16 protein-coding genes are annotated in these 15017 nt (G+C 58.4%); 10 read left to right on the top strand and 6 right to left on the bottom strand.

Annotated features, from left to right (window positions below; genetic code table 11):
* Window positions 1-114: 114 nt before the first annotated feature.
* The 3 genes from SR894_RS02645 to SR894_RS02635 all read left to right on the top strand — a co-directional run bounded on the left by SR894_RS02645 (window position 115) and on the right by SR894_RS02635 (window position 1989).
* Window positions 115-729 (top strand): hypothetical protein, encoded by a 615-nt coding sequence (locus SR894_RS02645; RefSeq protein WP_223287945.1) that lies wholly within the window; start codon window positions 115-117, stop codon window positions 727-729.
* 178 nt (window positions 730-907) lie between these two features.
* Complete coding sequence (locus SR894_RS02640; RefSeq protein WP_133730856.1) at window positions 908-1711, top strand: M48 family metallopeptidase; 804 nt, start codon at window positions 908-910, stop codon at window positions 1709-1711.
* A gap of 17 nt (window positions 1712-1728) precedes the next feature.
* A complete protein-coding gene (locus SR894_RS02635) occupies window positions 1729-1989 on the top strand; it encodes a hypothetical protein (RefSeq protein WP_133730857.1) in 261 nt (86 codons plus the stop codon).
* A gap of 82 nt (window positions 1990-2071) precedes the next feature.
* On the opposite strand, the gene aroE is transcribed toward SR894_RS02635, so the two are convergent.
* From aroE to SR894_RS02610, 5 genes are all read right to left on the bottom strand, one after another.
* Window positions 2072-2893, bottom strand: coding sequence for a shikimate dehydrogenase (gene aroE, locus SR894_RS02630; protein ID WP_223287946.1), 822 nt, complete (start codon window positions 2891-2893; stop codon window positions 2072-2074).
* Window positions 2890-3843 (bottom strand): oxygen-dependent coproporphyrinogen oxidase, encoded by a 954-nt coding sequence (gene hemF / locus SR894_RS02625; RefSeq protein WP_223287947.1) that lies wholly within the window; start codon window positions 3841-3843, stop codon window positions 2890-2892. The genes aroE and hemF overlap by 4 nt, the downstream gene beginning before the upstream one ends.
* A 67-nt stretch (window positions 3844-3910) precedes the next feature.
* On the bottom strand, window positions 3911-4468 hold the full coding sequence (gene tsaC, locus SR894_RS02620) for an L-threonylcarbamoyladenylate synthase type 1 TsaC (protein WP_223287948.1): 558 nt from the start codon (window positions 4466-4468) through the stop codon (window positions 3911-3913).
* Window positions 4469-4511: 43 nt separating this feature from the next.
* Window positions 4512-5663, bottom strand: a complete 1152-nt coding sequence (gene dprA, locus SR894_RS02615) for a DNA-processing protein DprA (RefSeq protein ID WP_223287949.1) — start codon at window positions 5661-5663, stop codon at window positions 4512-4514.
* Window positions 5664-5701: 38 nt separating this feature from the next.
* Window positions 5702-6547: a peptidoglycan-binding protein gene (locus tag SR894_RS02610; RefSeq protein ID WP_223287950.1), complete on the bottom strand. Its 846-nt coding sequence runs from the start codon at window positions 6545-6547 to the stop codon at window positions 5702-5704.
* 222 nt (window positions 6548-6769) lie between these two features.
* Here SR894_RS02610 and def point away from each other — a divergent pair, with 222 nt between their 5' ends.
* The 7 genes from def (at window position 6770) to SR894_RS02575 (ending at window position 14252) form a co-directional block, all read left to right on the top strand.
* Complete coding sequence (gene def, locus SR894_RS02605; protein ID WP_133730863.1) at window positions 6770-7282, top strand: peptide deformylase; 513 nt, start codon at window positions 6770-6772, stop codon at window positions 7280-7282.
* Window positions 7283-7317: 35 nt separating this feature from the next.
* Window positions 7318-8334, top strand: coding sequence for a methionyl-tRNA formyltransferase (fmt, locus tag SR894_RS02600; RefSeq protein WP_223287951.1), 1017 nt, complete (start codon window positions 7318-7320; stop codon window positions 8332-8334).
* Window positions 8331-9665 (top strand): 16S rRNA (cytosine(967)-C(5))-methyltransferase RsmB, encoded by a 1335-nt coding sequence (rsmB, locus tag SR894_RS02595; protein WP_223287952.1) that lies wholly within the window; start codon window positions 8331-8333, stop codon window positions 9663-9665. Before fmt ends, rsmB begins: the two co-directional genes overlap by 4 nt.
* A gap of 49 nt (window positions 9666-9714) precedes the next feature.
* Complete coding sequence (locus tag SR894_RS02590; RefSeq protein WP_008959783.1) at window positions 9715-9921, top strand: dodecin; 207 nt, start codon at window positions 9715-9717, stop codon at window positions 9919-9921.
* Window positions 9922-10059: 138 nt separating this feature from the next.
* Window positions 10060-11433, top strand: a complete 1374-nt coding sequence (trkA, locus tag SR894_RS02585; protein ID WP_022523027.1) for a Trk system potassium transporter TrkA — start codon at window positions 10060-10062, stop codon at window positions 11431-11433.
* A gap of 52 nt (window positions 11434-11485) precedes the next feature.
* Entirely contained in the window at window positions 11486-12934 is a 1449-nt protein-coding gene (locus SR894_RS02580) for a TrkH family potassium uptake protein (RefSeq protein WP_223287953.1), read from the top strand.
* A 43-nt stretch (window positions 12935-12977) separates the two neighbouring features.
* Complete coding sequence (locus SR894_RS02575) at window positions 12978-14252, top strand: TraB/GumN family protein (RefSeq protein ID WP_223287954.1); 1275 nt, start codon at window positions 12978-12980, stop codon at window positions 14250-14252.
* Here SR894_RS02575 and SR894_RS02570 read toward each other — a convergent pair.
* Window positions 14238-15011: a tRNA-uridine aminocarboxypropyltransferase gene (locus SR894_RS02570; protein WP_223287955.1), complete on the bottom strand. Its 774-nt coding sequence runs from the start codon at window positions 15009-15011 to the stop codon at window positions 14238-14240. The two genes, SR894_RS02575 and SR894_RS02570, sit on opposite strands and share 15 nt — an antisense overlap.
* Between the last annotated feature and the right edge of the window lie 6 nt (window positions 15012-15017).

Below are 15017 nucleotides of genomic sequence, written 5' to 3'. Positions count from 1 at the left end.
TTCAGCCCTCAAATAGCCGCGCTTATTAGCCTGAACCTAGTAAGTGCGCAACAACACCTTACTCTTAGCATTGCTACCCCACTACTTACTTACGCCCTATTGAAGGGGACTCTTATGCTTTATATTGCTCGCTATTGGCGATGGCTGACTCTGTTTGGCTTTGCCAGCCTACTCACGGGTTGTCTCGCCCTCCCCCAAACCGGCCTGTTTGCGTTTCGTTTGGCAGTAACCTCCCTGGGGGTCGAGGATGTTCGCATTGGGCCTTACAGTATCAATGCGGGGCTAGATACAAGTGATCTAACCAGCCTGATTGCGTCTAGCCTCGGCGCGGGCAGTCTGCCCGTTCAGGCCACCATTGCCATGGGGCTGGGCTTACCCGCAGGTATGCCACCGGTGGAGATGTCAGGCTTTCGCTGGGCGCTGGATATGCCGGGCATTGACCCTGTGCAGGGGAACTATGAGCAGGACGTCACGCTGACCTCTGGTGATGATGCTAACTTACGCCTACCGGTTGCCTTTGATGTCCTCGCCACCGACACCCAACGCATGGCCCCCATGCTGGAACTTGCCAGTCAGTTGGCGTCCCAAGGCGAGCTACCGCCCGGCAGTCAACTGGCCATCACACCAGGGGATCTGCGCGGTTTAGGTATGCGGTTACCTGCCGGTTTGTTGACGCCCACTATTCGCCTCAATGTAGGCGCCGATGGGCAGTTAGTACCCCAGCGCTGAAGGGTTATGTCTAGGAGCTCGCAGCCAACGGTCTGGTGCCTAGCATTGGGTCAGAAAAGGATGGTTAATTCAGCATCCATACTCACCCTCTAGGTGGGTTATGATGGGGGATTGATTTACTGCTATCAGCGGTTATCTTGTGTCCAAGAAACCCATTCGTCTATAAGGAAACCGTCTCATGCGCTGGCTTCGCCCCCTTGCTATTACCGCGCTATGCGCGTCCATCGCCGCTTGCTCCACCTCGCCTACCGGACGCTCGCAACTACTGTTGCTCTCCGATAGCGAACTCAATGAGATGGGCCGCCAGGCGTTCACTCAATATCAGCAGAAACTGCCTACCGCCGGCCAAGCCAGTCATCGCTATGTCCAGTGTATTGCCGATGCCATCGTGGCGGAGCTCCCCGCCCAGCAGCAACAGCTAGATTGGCAAATCCGCGTGTTTGAGTCCGAACAGCCCAACGCCTTCGCGCTTCCCGGCGGCTATATGGGCGTGAATACCGGTATGCTGGATATTGCTACAAATCAGGATCAGCTTGCTTCCGTTATCGGCCACGAAATTGGTCACGTACTGGCCAACCATGCCAATGAGCGCGCCTCAACCGAGAGCGCCACCTCGTTAGGCCTGTCGGTAATTTCCAGCACCTCGGGCATGCAGTCTGCCGGTGGCCAGCAACTCATGGGCGTGCTCGGCATGGGCGCGCAGTACGGCATCGTACTGCCTTTTTCCCGGGCTCATGAGAGCGAAGCTGACGTGATTGGCCTGGATCTTATGGCCCAAGCCGGTTTCAATCCCCGTGAAAGCGTGACCCTTTGGGAAAATATGCAGGCGGCCACAGGTGGCGGTGCGCCCCCCGAGTGGATGTCGACTCACCCTGGCCAAGGCCAGCGCATTGAAGGCCTGCAAGCCAATATGGATCATGCCCTGGCACGCTACCAACAAGCACGCAGCAATGGTCGCACCCCCAACTGCCCACGCCCTTAACGGCTCTTGAGGTTTAGATGATCAAGTTAGGTTTACTGCTGCTAGTGCTGCCGCTGTTTGTGCTGATGGGTGTGTATTTCTGGGAGCTCAACGACGTCCGTGCTTGTCAGCTTGATGGCGGCCATTGGGACTATATTGAGAGTGTTTGTAGAGACGCACCGCAACCGTTCGTCTCCTGGCTGCAGCGCTCGCCGCTGTTAGTCAATGGCGGCATGCTGCTCTCGGTGGTGGGGCTGGTAATGTGCATGGTGGGTTTGTACGTCAAGCGCGCTAAGTAAAGCGTTATTAGCGGCACACATAAAAAGCGGGGGCGGATACGGTATCCGCCCCCGCTTTTTAAGTTGTGTTAACTGGATGCGGCTATGAATAGTTAAGCGATTGGCGCAGCATTTCGCGCACGGGTGCCGTTTCGGGACGAACATTGCGCCATAGAAAAAACGACTCGGCGGCTTGCTCGACCAGCATGCCTAAGCCATCAAGCAACTTCGCGCCACGCGGGCCTGCCCATTGTAAAAACACCGTCGGCTCGGCCCCGTACATCATGTCGTAGGCCCAGGCATTAGTATTGAACAACGTATCAGGCAACGGCGGTAAATCGCCTGAGAGGCTGGCGCTGGTGCCGTTAATCACCACATCAAAAGTACCGTCAAGAGTGTCAAAACCGCCGCCAGTGACAGTCCCCAGATCAGCAAAATCGCTGGCCAGCTGCTCGGCCTTGGCGGCGGTGCGGTTGACCACGACGACTTTACTGGGCTGCTCGACAAGCAGGGGCTCCAGAATGCCGCGCACGGCGCCACCTGCGCCTACCACCAAAATGCGCTTTCCCGCTAACGCCACGCGGTGATAGGCCAAATCACGCACTAGGCCAATGCCATCGGTAGTATCGCCGTAGGTACGGCCATTCCCCCCCAGGATCAGCGTATTCACCGCCCCTGCACGACGGGCGCGGTGGCTCAAGGTGTCGCAAAGCGCAAAGGCATCACCCTTGAACGGCACGGTAACATTGGCGCCACGCCCGCCCGCGTCGATAAATGCCCGCCAGGCACCGGCAAAGCCATCCACCGGTGCTTCTTCAGCGGTGTACTCAAGAGCCTGTTGGGTTTGATGGGCAAACTCAGAGTGGATCTGCGGGGATTTAGAGTGTTTGACCGGGTTGCCAAACACGCAGTAGCGATCAGTCATGAGAGCTCTCCGCTTTTTCTTTGGCCTGCATCCTCAGCGAATTCGCCGAGCCAGTCCCGGGGGTATAAGAAATCCTGCAAGCGCGCTTCGGCACTGCCGGGCTCTGGCTCAAAGGCGTATTCCCAGCGCGCCATTGGCGGCATAGACATCAAAATTGACTCCGTACGCCCGCCACTTTGTAAGCCAAACAGCGTGCCGCGATCCCACACCAGGTTGAACTCCACGTAGCGGCCACGGCGGTAAAGCTGGAAATCGCGCTCCCGCTCGCCCCAGGCGTCATTTTTGCGGCGCTCAACGATGGGTAAATAAGCCTCTAGGAAGCTGTCGCCCACCGCCTGTTGCATGGCAAAGCAGTCGGCAAACTCGCCTTCATTTAGGTCATCGAAAAACAACCCGCCGACACCGCGGGTTTCATCGCGGTGCTTAAGGTAGAAGTACTCGTCGCACCAGGCCTTATAGCGCGCATAAACATCGTCCCCAAAGGGGTCGCAGGCGGCTTTGGCCACCCGATGCCAGTGCACCACGTCTTCCAACACGGGATAAAACGGCGTTAAGTCAAAGCCGCCGCCAAACCACCATACCGGCGGCTCACCGACTTTTTCGGCAATAAAGAAGCGCACGTTGCCATGACTGGTGGGTACATGGGGGTTTTCCGGGTGCAGCACCCAGGAGACCCCCACCGCATGAAAGCTGCGTCCGGTCAGTTCAGGGCGCGCGGCGGTGGCCGAAGGCGGCAGTTGGGTGCCATAAACATGGGAGAAGTTGACGCCGCCCTTTTCAAACACGCCGCCATGGGTCATCACCCGTGATCGACCACCGCCCCCCTCTGCACGCTCCCAACTATCTTCCTGGAACTGTGCAGCCCCATCGGCTTTCGCCAATCCGGCGCAGAGCCGATCCTGCAAATCAAGAAGGTAGCGTTTAACGTCATCAAGGTGCTCGTGGGCCACGGTAACTCCTGGGGCATTAGTGAGTAGTAATGAGTGAGTGGTGAATAGTGAATGGATGGAGTGCCGGTTAAGAGCGCATGATTTTACCAGTGGCTAGGTCTCTAATGGTGCTGGGTTTGGCATTGCCACCCAGCTTGCCTTGCACTACATGGGCCACTTCATCAGCAAAGATTTCAGTGATCTCAGCGGCGCTCATCGCAGGCGGTTCCCCCGAACGATTGGCCGAGGTGGATACCAGCGGGCCCCCAAAGGCTTCGCACAGGGCTTTCATCACTGGGTGGTCGGTCACCCGCAGCGCTACGCGCTCGTGGGCGCCACGCACCAGTCCGTGGCTGCGGCCATAATCAGGCACTAGCCAAGTATTGGGCCCCGGCCAGCTTGCCGCTAGGGGAGCGTGCATCGCTAATGGGAGCTGGCTCAACCAGGGTTGGAACTGTTCGATATTCGCGGCAACAAGGATCACGCCCTTGGCAGGGTCGCGCTCTTTCATACGCATTAGATGGGCTAAGGCTGCGTCGTTTTCGGGGTCACAGCTAAGCCCCCACACCGCTTCAGTGGGACAGGCAATCACTCCCCCACTACGCAGCGCGCTAATCGCAGGGGCTAGATCGGTCGCCAAACTCATGCTCTCTCCTCACGGCTAACAGGCCTTTAATGACTTTATCCTATCATGGCCGCGGCAGCCGCACCCAGCCTCCCGCCTGCTGAGCAACCCAGCCTTCCAACTCCAGCATCAGCAGGCGCTGCTGGCAGTCGCTGACCGTCACACCGGTGGCGTGTACCAAGAGATCAATAGGCGTTGGCGTGGCGGATAAAGACGCTAATAATGAATCTGGCAAGCTATCGCCAGACACGCCATCAGGCAGCGATTCTTGCTCAGGTGGTTTTTCTGCAGACGTTAGTAAGGTTTGCTGCATGGCGTCATCGGCCGGGATAAATTCACTGGCCCAGTGGCCAAGGTCGCTAATAATATCGTCGACGCTACAGGCTAGATGGGCACTGCCCTGGCGCAGTAGTGCCAAACAGCCGCGGGCCTGTACGTTGTGTAGCGAACCGGGCAGCACAAACAGTTCGCGATTTTGCTCTAAAGTGAGCCGTGCACTGACCAGCGAACCGCTTTTTTCGGTGGCTTCGACCACTAATGTACCGAGCGAGAGACCGGTAACGATGCGGTTGCGCCGCGGGAAAAACGCCGGGCGCGCCAGCGTACCTGGTGGATGTTCCGACACCACTAGGCCACCGGGTAGAGAACTAAGCTGCTCGTGAAGATCACGGTGGGAGGCGGGATAGATCACATCCACGCCGCAGCCGAGTACAGCGATCGTGCGTCCACCGGCATTTAGCGCTGCGCGCTGGGCTACGCCATCAACGCCCAAGGCCATACCGCTGACCACGCACCAGCCACGGCGGGCTAGATCGCGAGCGAAGGTTTGGGCGTTATGGGTACCTTCGCCGGTGGGGCGTCGGGTGCCTACCATGGCAAGTTTGGGGCCCTCCAGTGCGCTAAGATCTCCCTGGGCCCAGAGCACTACGGGCGGGTCGGGCAACTCATTTAACAGTGCAGGCCAGGCGGGGTGGTCGCGATGCAGCACATGGCGACTAGGCCCGCTCTGCTGCCACGCCAGGGTCTCATCAACCACATTTTGCAACGGGCTGCGCGTGGGATGCTCAAGCCACAGGCGCAACTCGCTGGCTGCACGACTGGGCAGCGCTGCCAGCCACCCTTCCGGCCACTGCGGCTGACGGGCTAATAATTGCGCGATACGCAGCGCCCCCATACCCGGCAACGCATTGACCACCAGCCACGCCTGGGCGTCCATACTCCCTCCTATCTTTAAACGTCTTTATTTACCGGCCGCTAGTTCGTCGCTGACCCAACCTCATCGCCCACTTCCAGCACCCGAGAGGCCTGCATCACCAGGGCGTAGCTGACGCGATCATAGGGCTTGAAAACCATTACATTGCCCGCTTCTGTGCTGGGCAGTTGCACTAGCTCCTGGGTACGTGGGTCGTTGATCAGCTCACCCTGCTGATTGACTCGCAGGACATGTCCCGCCTGTAAACCATCCAGGGTGCCAAGATCCAACGCAACGATCTGAAAACGGCCAATAAAACGCACGCCACCTGGCACGGCAATAATATGTCCTTCAACCGCATTGAGCGGCGCGCGGGGCATAAACTCACGGTTTAACTCATGCTCCTCCAAGGGCAGTACAATATCGTTAACCCTTACTTCCTGATGGGAGCTAACGATTTCAAGCTGCGCAATATCGCCTTCACTGCTGACGTGGCGAGCGATGCCAACGTTAATCAGCTCTAAGCCCAGCGGCATGCCATCCATCGCCAGGTAGGGCTCCGACTGCCGATAGATGCCCAACTGACCATGGCGTGGCACATCACCACGCACGTATAACCGATCTCCCGCGCCGCTGATCAAACGGCGATCGTCTCCCGCCACTACGTAAGCCAGTTCCTGCAACGCCTCGGCATCATCGACAACCCGGTGTTCGCGCAAAAAGGCCTGGGCTTCCTCCAAGGCGATAGGCTCGATCGCTTCACGATGGGGTAAGGTACGCACCTGCGGCGAGAGTTTAATCACTGCCTGATCACGCTCCCAAGCGGTGGCATTGTTACTCACCAGCACCACTGCACTCAGCAGCAAACCACTCAAAACCCTTCGGTAGGCGTATTGTTTTGCCGCCATCCTGCTCTCCCCAATAAAATGCATCACTCTTAGTTCCATGTCGAAACGCTGCATAAGCGCAGTCATTATGTTGCTGCTGGAACCTTTGCGCATAGGGCGCCCATGCCCAGAAACGTTGACAGCATGATATAGTGACCCATCATAAAGTACCTAGGTTAGAAGACGCTCGTCACTGCCTAGCTTGACTTAATTTAGACTCAGCATAACGGTGATTGTAACGCCATGGCCAAACTTCCTATTCTTGAATTCCCCGATGAGCGCCTGCGCACCAAGGCCGCTGCGGTGGAAACCGTCGACGATGAGGTACGCCAGCTCGTCGACGATATGCTGGAGACCATGTATGACGCCCGTGGTATCGGTCTAGCCGCGACCCAGATCGATGTCCATCGCCGTGTTGTCGTCATGGATGTCAGCGACGATAACTCCCAGCCGCTGGTACTTATCAACCCGCGCTACACCCCGATTGGCGACGAGAAAGAGCTGCTTTCGGAGGGCTGCCTGTCGATTCCCGAGCACTATGCAGAAGTGCCGCGCTACCTTAAGGTGCAGCTCAACGCGCTGGATCGTAATGGCGATGCCTATGAGTTAGAGGCAGAGGGTCTGCTGGCACACTGTATTCAGCACGAGTACGACCACCTTGAGGGCGTGCTGTTTGTTGACTACTTGTCGCCGCTAAAACGTGACCGGATCCGCAAGAAAATGCAGAAACGCCATAAGCAGATGCAGGACGCCTAACACTTCTCTTACTCAAGCCAGGTAGCCCTCTTTATATGTCACGATTGCGCGTTGTTTTTGCTGGCACGCCTGAATTCGCCGCCTCTAGTCTTGCCGCGCTACTGGAAAGTCAGCACGAAGTGGTGGCGGTGTATACCCAGCCAGACCGCCCTGCGGGTCGCGGTCGTAAGCTAACGCCCAGCCCGGTCAAACAGCTGGCTCTGGAACACAGCCTGCCTGTCTATCAGCCTCAGACGCTAAAGCAGCCCGAGGCTCAAGCCGAGCTGGCCGCGCTCAATGCCGACATCATGGTCGTTGTGGCCTACGGGCTGCTGCTTCCTCAGGCCGTGTTGGACATACCGCGTCTCGGCTGCGTTAACGTTCACGCTTCGCTGCTGCCCCGTTGGCGCGGCGCTGCCCCTATTCAGCGGGCGATCGAAGCAGGTGATCGCGTATCGGGTGTGACCATCATGCAGATGGATGCTGGCCTGGATACCGGTGCGATGCTCACGGAAGTGCGCTCACCCATTACCGCCCGCACCACCGGCGGCGATTTGCATGACCGCCTCGCCATTCAAGGTGCCAATGCGCTGATCAACACGCTGGATGCCCTGGCCACCGGCACCGCGCAGGCAACGCCTCAGCCCGAAGAGGGCGTAACCTATGCCGCCAAACTGAGCAAAGCGGAAGCCGAGCTCGACTTTGCCCAGCCCGCTCAGCAGTTAGCCAGTAAAATTCGCGCCTTTAACCCCTGGCCGGTGGCCTGGTGCGCGTTAGGTGAGGAGCGCCTACGTTTGCTCATGGCGCACGTAGAAGAGGGCGAGCAGCCACCCTGCGAGCCCGGCACGCTACTCGATCACGGCGACGATTATCTGCGGATTGCCTGTGGCCCAAACGGCCGCGAGGTACTTTGTGTGACCAGAGCACAGCTGCCCGGCGGTAAAGCCATGGACGTACGTGACTTACTGAATGCGCGCCACGCGCGCCTTGCTACCGGCACACGTCTTGGTGCTCGTCTTGATGCTCGTTTTAAAAATTCTGCGGCGCAAGCCAGCGAAGGAGAAACACCATGAGCCAAAAGCGCTCCCCCCAAGGCGGCAGTGGTCAGGAAGTCCGCGCCGCTGCGGCCCGCGCGCTGGCCCCGGTGCTCAGCGACCAGGGCTCCCTGGCGGGGCTGGATGAGCACAGCGTGGTGGCTCGCGACCGCGGACTTCTCAAAGAGCTCTGCTTCGGCACCTGCCGTCGCTTGCCGCGTCTGGAAGCTTTAGCGGGCGTGCTGCTTAAGCAGCCGTTTAAAAAGCGCGATAGCGATGTTCAGGCGCTTCTGTTGCTGGGTATTTACCAGCTGCTCTACATGCGCATTCCCGCCCACGCGGCGGTAGGCGAAACCGCTGGCGCTGCGCGCTTACTGAATAAGGAGTGGGCTACCCGCGTCTTAAATGGTTGCTTGCGGCGGCTACAGCGCGAATCCGAGGCGCTCCAGGCCCAGGTAGACCGGGATGAAAGCGTCGCGTTAGAGCATCCGCCCTGGCTGCTTAACGCCTTGCGCCAGGCGTGGCCAGAGCAGTGGCGCGATATCATCGAAGCCAACAATCACGCCGGCCCCATGACGTTAAGGGTGAATCAGCACCACAACGACCGTGAAGCCTATTTGGGTATGCTCACCGAACAGGGCTTGAACGGCCACTTATGCCCCCATGCCCCTGACGCTATCACCCTGGAAACACCCTGCGATGTGACCGCGCTGCCCGGCTTTGAAGAGGGCCACGTTAGCGTTCAGGATGAAGCCGCCCAACTCTCTGCGGCACTACTTGGCCCCGCACTGGCGCCACGACCAGGTGCACGTGTACTCGATGCCTGCTGCGCCCCCGGCGGTAAAACGGCTCATTTGCTAGAGCAGTTTGATATTGCCCTAACGGCTATCGATAGCGATAACCAGCGCTTAGCGCGGGTGGAGGACACCCTTAGCCGTCTCGGCGTTGAGGCGGTACTCGAACACGCCGATGCCACCGAGCGCGACTGGTGGAGCGGCACACCGTTTGATGCCATCCTGCTCGACGCCCCTTGCTCTGGCACCGGCGTTATCCGCCGCCACCCGGATATCAAGAAGCTGCGGCGCAAAGACGATATCCGGCCGCTGGCCAAGCTTCAACGCCAGCTGTTAGACAATCTTTGGCCGATGCTGCGCGAGGGCGGCATCCTGCTGTATGCCACCTGTTCGGTACTGCCGGAGGAGAACAGTGAGCAGATTGAGGCGTTTCTCGCCCGCACCCCTGACGCCCATGTCACCACGCCTAACGACGTTGCCTGGGGCATTGCCAGCGGTGCAGGTCGCCAGCTGTTTCCGGCCCAGAGCAGTCACGATGGCTTTTTTTATGCCAGACTAGAGAAGCGCACTGCCTAGGCGCTCACTGATGCCGAGGCAGTGAATTTATGACAAGGAAGGAGGTACTATGAGTCATCATACTTATAAGCACGTGGAACTGACCGGCTCTTCCGAGAAGGGTATTGAAGAAGCGGTTCAGAACGCTCTGGCCAAGGCGTCAGAGACTATTAAGCACATGCGCTGGCTGGAAGTTGTCGATACCCGTGGCCATATTGAAGACGGCCAGGTGGCCCACTGGCAGGTCACGGTTAAAGTCGGCTTTACGCTAGAATAATCCTCACCTGCTTTTCGACGGCGGCTGGTTTACACTGGCCGCCGTCTTTATTGCAGCGCATGATAGACCGTCCCGATCTCAGGGTATGGTCTCAACAACATCGCGCGCTGGCGCTTTTAATGGAACCGATGCTCAGCAATGAAAATCATCATTCTCGGCGCCGGCCAGGTCGGCGGCACACTGGCTGAACACCTCGCCCGCGAGGAGAACGACATCACCGTCGTTGATACTGACGCCAAAAAACTGCGCGAGCTGCACACCAAAATCGATATCCGCACCGTCACCGGGGCGGGTTCCTACCCGATAGTGTTGCGCCAGGCGGGCTGCGAAGACGCCGATATGTTGATCGCTGTCACCAATAGCGACGAGATCAATATGATCGCCTGCCAGGTCGCCCATACGCTGTTTCGCACGCCGACCAAAATTGCCCGGGTGCGCGCCACGGCGTATTTGACCCGTAAAGGCCTTTTTGCCCACGAAGCGATCCCCATTGATGTACTGATCAGCCCCGAGCAGGTGGTTACCGACCATGTGCGCCGCCTGATCGAGCACCCCGGTGCCCTGCAGGTGCTGGAGTTTGCCGGTGGCCTGGTACAGCTGGTCGCGGTGAAAGCGTTCTACGGCGGCCCGCTGGTGGGCCAGGATTTGGCTTTTCTGCGCCGCCATATGCCCAACGTGGACACCCGCGTAGCCGCCATTTACCGCCGTAACCGACCGATTATTCCCCGTGGTGATACGGTCATCGAAGCCGACGACGAGGTGTTCTTCCTCGCCGCCCGCCGGGATATTCGTGCGGTAATGAGCGAGCTACGGAGGGTCGAGCGGGACTTCCGCCGCGTGGTGATCGCCGGGGGTGGCAATATCGGCGAGCGCCTGGCCGAACACCTGGAGCATAGCCACCAGGTCAAGATCATCGAGCACAGCCTGGAGCGCTGCACCACCCTCTCTGAGCGGCTGGATCGCACCGTGGTGCTCCACGGCAGCGCCACCAGCAAGCGTCTGCTGGAAGAGGAGAATATCGAAGAGTGCGATATCTTCTGCGCGCTGACCAACGACGACGAGGTCAATATCATGTCGTCGCTGCTCGCCAAACGCCTAGGCGCCAAAAAGGTGCTGACGCTGATCAACAACGCCGCCTATGTGGACTTGGTGCAGGGGGGCGAGATCGATATCGCTATTTCTCCCCAACAGGCGACCATTGGCAGCCTGCTGACCCACGTGCGCCGGGGCGATATCGTCAACGTCCACTCGCTGCGCCGGGGCGCCGCCGAGGCCATTGAAGCCATCGCCCACGGCGATAAGCAGTCATCAAAAGTGGTGGGCCGTACCATCCGCGATATCGCACTGCCCGACGGCACCACCATCGGTGCGATTGTGCGCGGCAAAGAGGTCATCATCGCCCACGGCGATGTGATGGTTGAGAGCGGTGACCACGTGATTCTATTCGTGATCGACAAGCGCCGCATTCGCGACGTGGAGCGCCTGTTCCAGGTCGGCTTGACGTTCTTTTGATAACCCTCGCGCCACGACCACTGGCTGCAAATAACAGGAGCATGCGACAACCATGAGTCTGCGGGTTATTTTGCGCATTTTGGGGCTGTTGCTGATGCTGTTCAGCCTTACCATGCTCCCCCCAACGCTGATTTCACTCTGGTTTCGCGACGGCGTGTGGAGCGCCTTTATTAGCGGCATTGCGATTTCGGTAGCAACGGGATTACTGCTTTACCTTCCCAATCGACGCTCGCAAAAAGAGCTGCGCATCCGCGACGGCTTTATTATTGCCGCAATGTTCTGGACCGTGCTGGCGCTGTTCGGCTCGCTGCCGCTGATGCTATTCGGCGAAGGCTCGCTGGGCATCACCGATGCGGTATTCGAGTCGTTTTCCGGCTTGACCACTACCGGCGCCACGGTGATTACCGGCATCGACTTTTTACCCGAATCGATTCTCTACTATCGCCAGCAGCTCCAGTGGCTGGGCGGCATGGGGATCGTGGTGCTAGCCGTTGCCATTTTGCCCACCCTTGGCGTGGGCGGTATGGCGCTGTATCGCACCGAGATCCCTGGGCCACTAAAAGACTCCAAGCTAACACCGCGTATCACCGAAACCGCCAAGGCGCTGTGGTACATCTACGCCACGCTCACCCTGGCCTGCATGATCGCCTATATGTTAGCGGGCATGAGCTGGTTCGATGCCTTGAGCCATAGCTTTTCGACTGTCGCTATCGGTGGCTTCTCCACATACGACGCCAGCATCGGTTATTTCGATAGCGCTACCATCGAGATGATATGCGTAGGCTTTATGTTGATTTCAGCGTTCAGCTTTAGCCTGCACTTTATCGCTTGGCGTGAAAAAAGCCTGATGCACTATTTTCACGACCCCGAAGCGCGCTTTTTGATGCTATTTCTGCTCGCCCTGAGTGTGATCACCGTGCTTTCACTCTGGCTGACAGACACCTATGACACCGTGCGCGGCCTTCGCCACGGCGTTTTCCAGGTGGTCTCTGTGGCCACCACCGCAGGCTTTAGCGTCGCCGACTTCTCCATGTGGCCCGGTGCGCTGCCCTTTCTACTGTTTGTGGCCGCGTTCGTTGGGGGCTGTTCCGGCTCGACCGGTGGCGGCATGAAGGTGATTCGGATTATTTTGATCATAAAACAGGGCATGCGCGAAATCATGCGGCTGATCCACCCTAATGCGGTGATTGCGGTCAAAGTGGGCAAGGTCAGCGTTCCCGACAGCATTGCTCAAGCGGTCTGGGGGTTCTTTTCGGTTTACGTAATGCTGTTCTTTTTAATGCTGGTGGGAGTGATGGCGACCGGGGTTGATCAGGTGACCGCGTGGTCGACGGTGGGCTCTGCCCTCAACAACTTAGGCCCTGCACTGGGTGAATCCCACACCCATTACGGCGACATGCCCAGTATAGCGAAATGGATCCTGGTACTCGCCATGCTGCTTGGACGCCTGGAAATTTTTACGGTTCTAGTGCTGTTTACCCCCGCTTTCTGGCGGCGTTAAGCGCTTCACGCCTGCCCCTTATTGACCGATTTGAGAGCTGTTAATGAACCACAAAGATACATCTCACGACGAAACGCCCAACGCTGAAGCGGAGTCGCTGGCTGAAAACCCGACTTCGCTGCCAGCTACCAGTGGGCCGTTAAAAACGTTCACTGTTGGCGAAACACGCTACACCCTGCTGGGCACGGCTCATGTGTCGGCGGAAAGCGCCGACGATGTGCGAGCCCTACTCGATAGCGGGGCTTTTGATGCAGTGGCGATTGAGCTCTGCGACGCTCGCCATCACAGCATGTCCAACCCGGATGCCATGGGCGAGCAGGATCTGTTTCAGGTGTTCAGAGAAGGCAAAGCGGGCATGGTCGCTGCGAGCCTGGCACTGGGTGCCTTTCAGCAACGGATTGCCGATCAGTCCGGCATCCAGCCGGGGGCCGAAATGCGTGCGGCAGTTGAGGAAGCTAACCGACTGAAGCTGCCGCTGATGCTCGTCGACCGTGATGTCGGCATAACGCTAAAACGCATTTACAGCAATGTACCCTGGTGGCAGCGCTTCTCGCTGTTTTCAGGCCTTATCGGCAGCGTGCTCTCTCGACAGGATGTCTCTAAAGAAGATATCGAAAAACTCAAAGAAGGCGATATGCTGGAAGCCACCTTCAACGAGTTTGCCGCTGAGTCGGAAGCGCTGTATACCCCACTGATTCGCGAGCGTGACCGCTATATGGCGTTACGCTTAGCTGAAGAGGCGCCACCGGGGCGTTACCAACACGTGCTAATAGTGCTCGGCGCAGGCCATCTCAAAGGCACCGGCGAGCACCTTGAAGCCCCGCTGCCCGCCGAGCCAAAGGTAGAGCGCGAATCGCTTGAGGCCACCCCGCCGCCATCCAAGCTTTGGAAAGCACTGCCGTGGCTGATTACCGCGTTGGTGCTTACCGGCTTTGCGATTGGTTTTTCGCGAAACACTGATCTTGGTTGGCAACTGGTGCTTGAGTGGTTCTTGATTAACGGCATTCTCTCGGGCGGTGCAACGATTATCGCCATGGCCCACCCGGTGACAGTGATTGCTACCTTCTTTGCCGCACCGCTCACCTCGCTGAACCCCACCATCGGCGCTGGCTTTGTGGCCGCCGGGGTTGAGCTCTATATGCGCAAACCCAAAGTGCGCGATTTTTCATCGCTACGCCACGATGTCACGCAGTTGAAAGGCTGGTGGCAAAACCGCGTATCGCGCACTCTGCTGGTGTTTATTCTCGCCACGCTAGGCTCCGCGGTGGGCACTTGGGTGGCCGGATTCCGAATTGCCGGCGCTCTATTTGGCGGCTAGGCGCCGCATCGCTGCAGTAGGCGGGTCGATTTTATGATGCAATCGGCTCGCCGCGTAACTATCGTTAAACACCTCAAAGTAGTCATCCAGCACGTCCGCAGCAACCGTATCCCCGCCCTGGCGCAGCAGCTCGATAGCCACTTCCGCAGTACAAAGGTGTGCTTTTGACGCCGGTTTGCGCAGCCGGTAGCGCGTCTCGCGCTCGGTTCGCAATGGCAGCACAGGCAACGCATCCAGATAGGCGCTTTTACGGAACATACGCCGCGCCTGGCGCCAAGTGCCATCCAGAATGATAAACACCGGAATGCGCGCCTGCTCTTTCGCCGAGTGAACCGCGTCGATACCCACCACCCGATCCGCGTAATCGGGCTGATCATCCGGAAAGATCACAAAGGGCGCGTAACGCGGGTCTTTTAGCAACTCAGCTAACTGAGCATCCGGCGCCGTGCGGTACCAAGTAAACACCTGGGTCGTCGTGATCACATCGCGAATCAAGCGCCCGGTATTGGTCGGCTTAAAGTGCTCTATCGGATGCGTTATTAGCCAGACCTGAGCATGGCTCTCCGCCTTCACCTGATAGGGGCACAGGCAATTCAGTATGGGTAGCTGGCAGTGATCGCAGCGGGTGACAAAACTGCCCCGCGCCTTGAACTCGCGGCGCGGCGGACGCGGATACTCGGTGGCTGAATTATCTCCCGAGCCAACAACAGAGCGATCATTCACAGCGGTTTTATCGACAGAGCTTTCAAAAACAGACATCCGCGC

The organism is Vreelandella neptunia (genome assembly GCF_034479615.1).
GTDB lineage: Bacteria > Pseudomonadota > Gammaproteobacteria > Pseudomonadales > Halomonadaceae > Vreelandella > Vreelandella neptunia.
The sequence above is the reverse complement of the archived record's forward strand: the minus strand, read 5'-3'. Positions and strand labels throughout refer to the sequence as shown.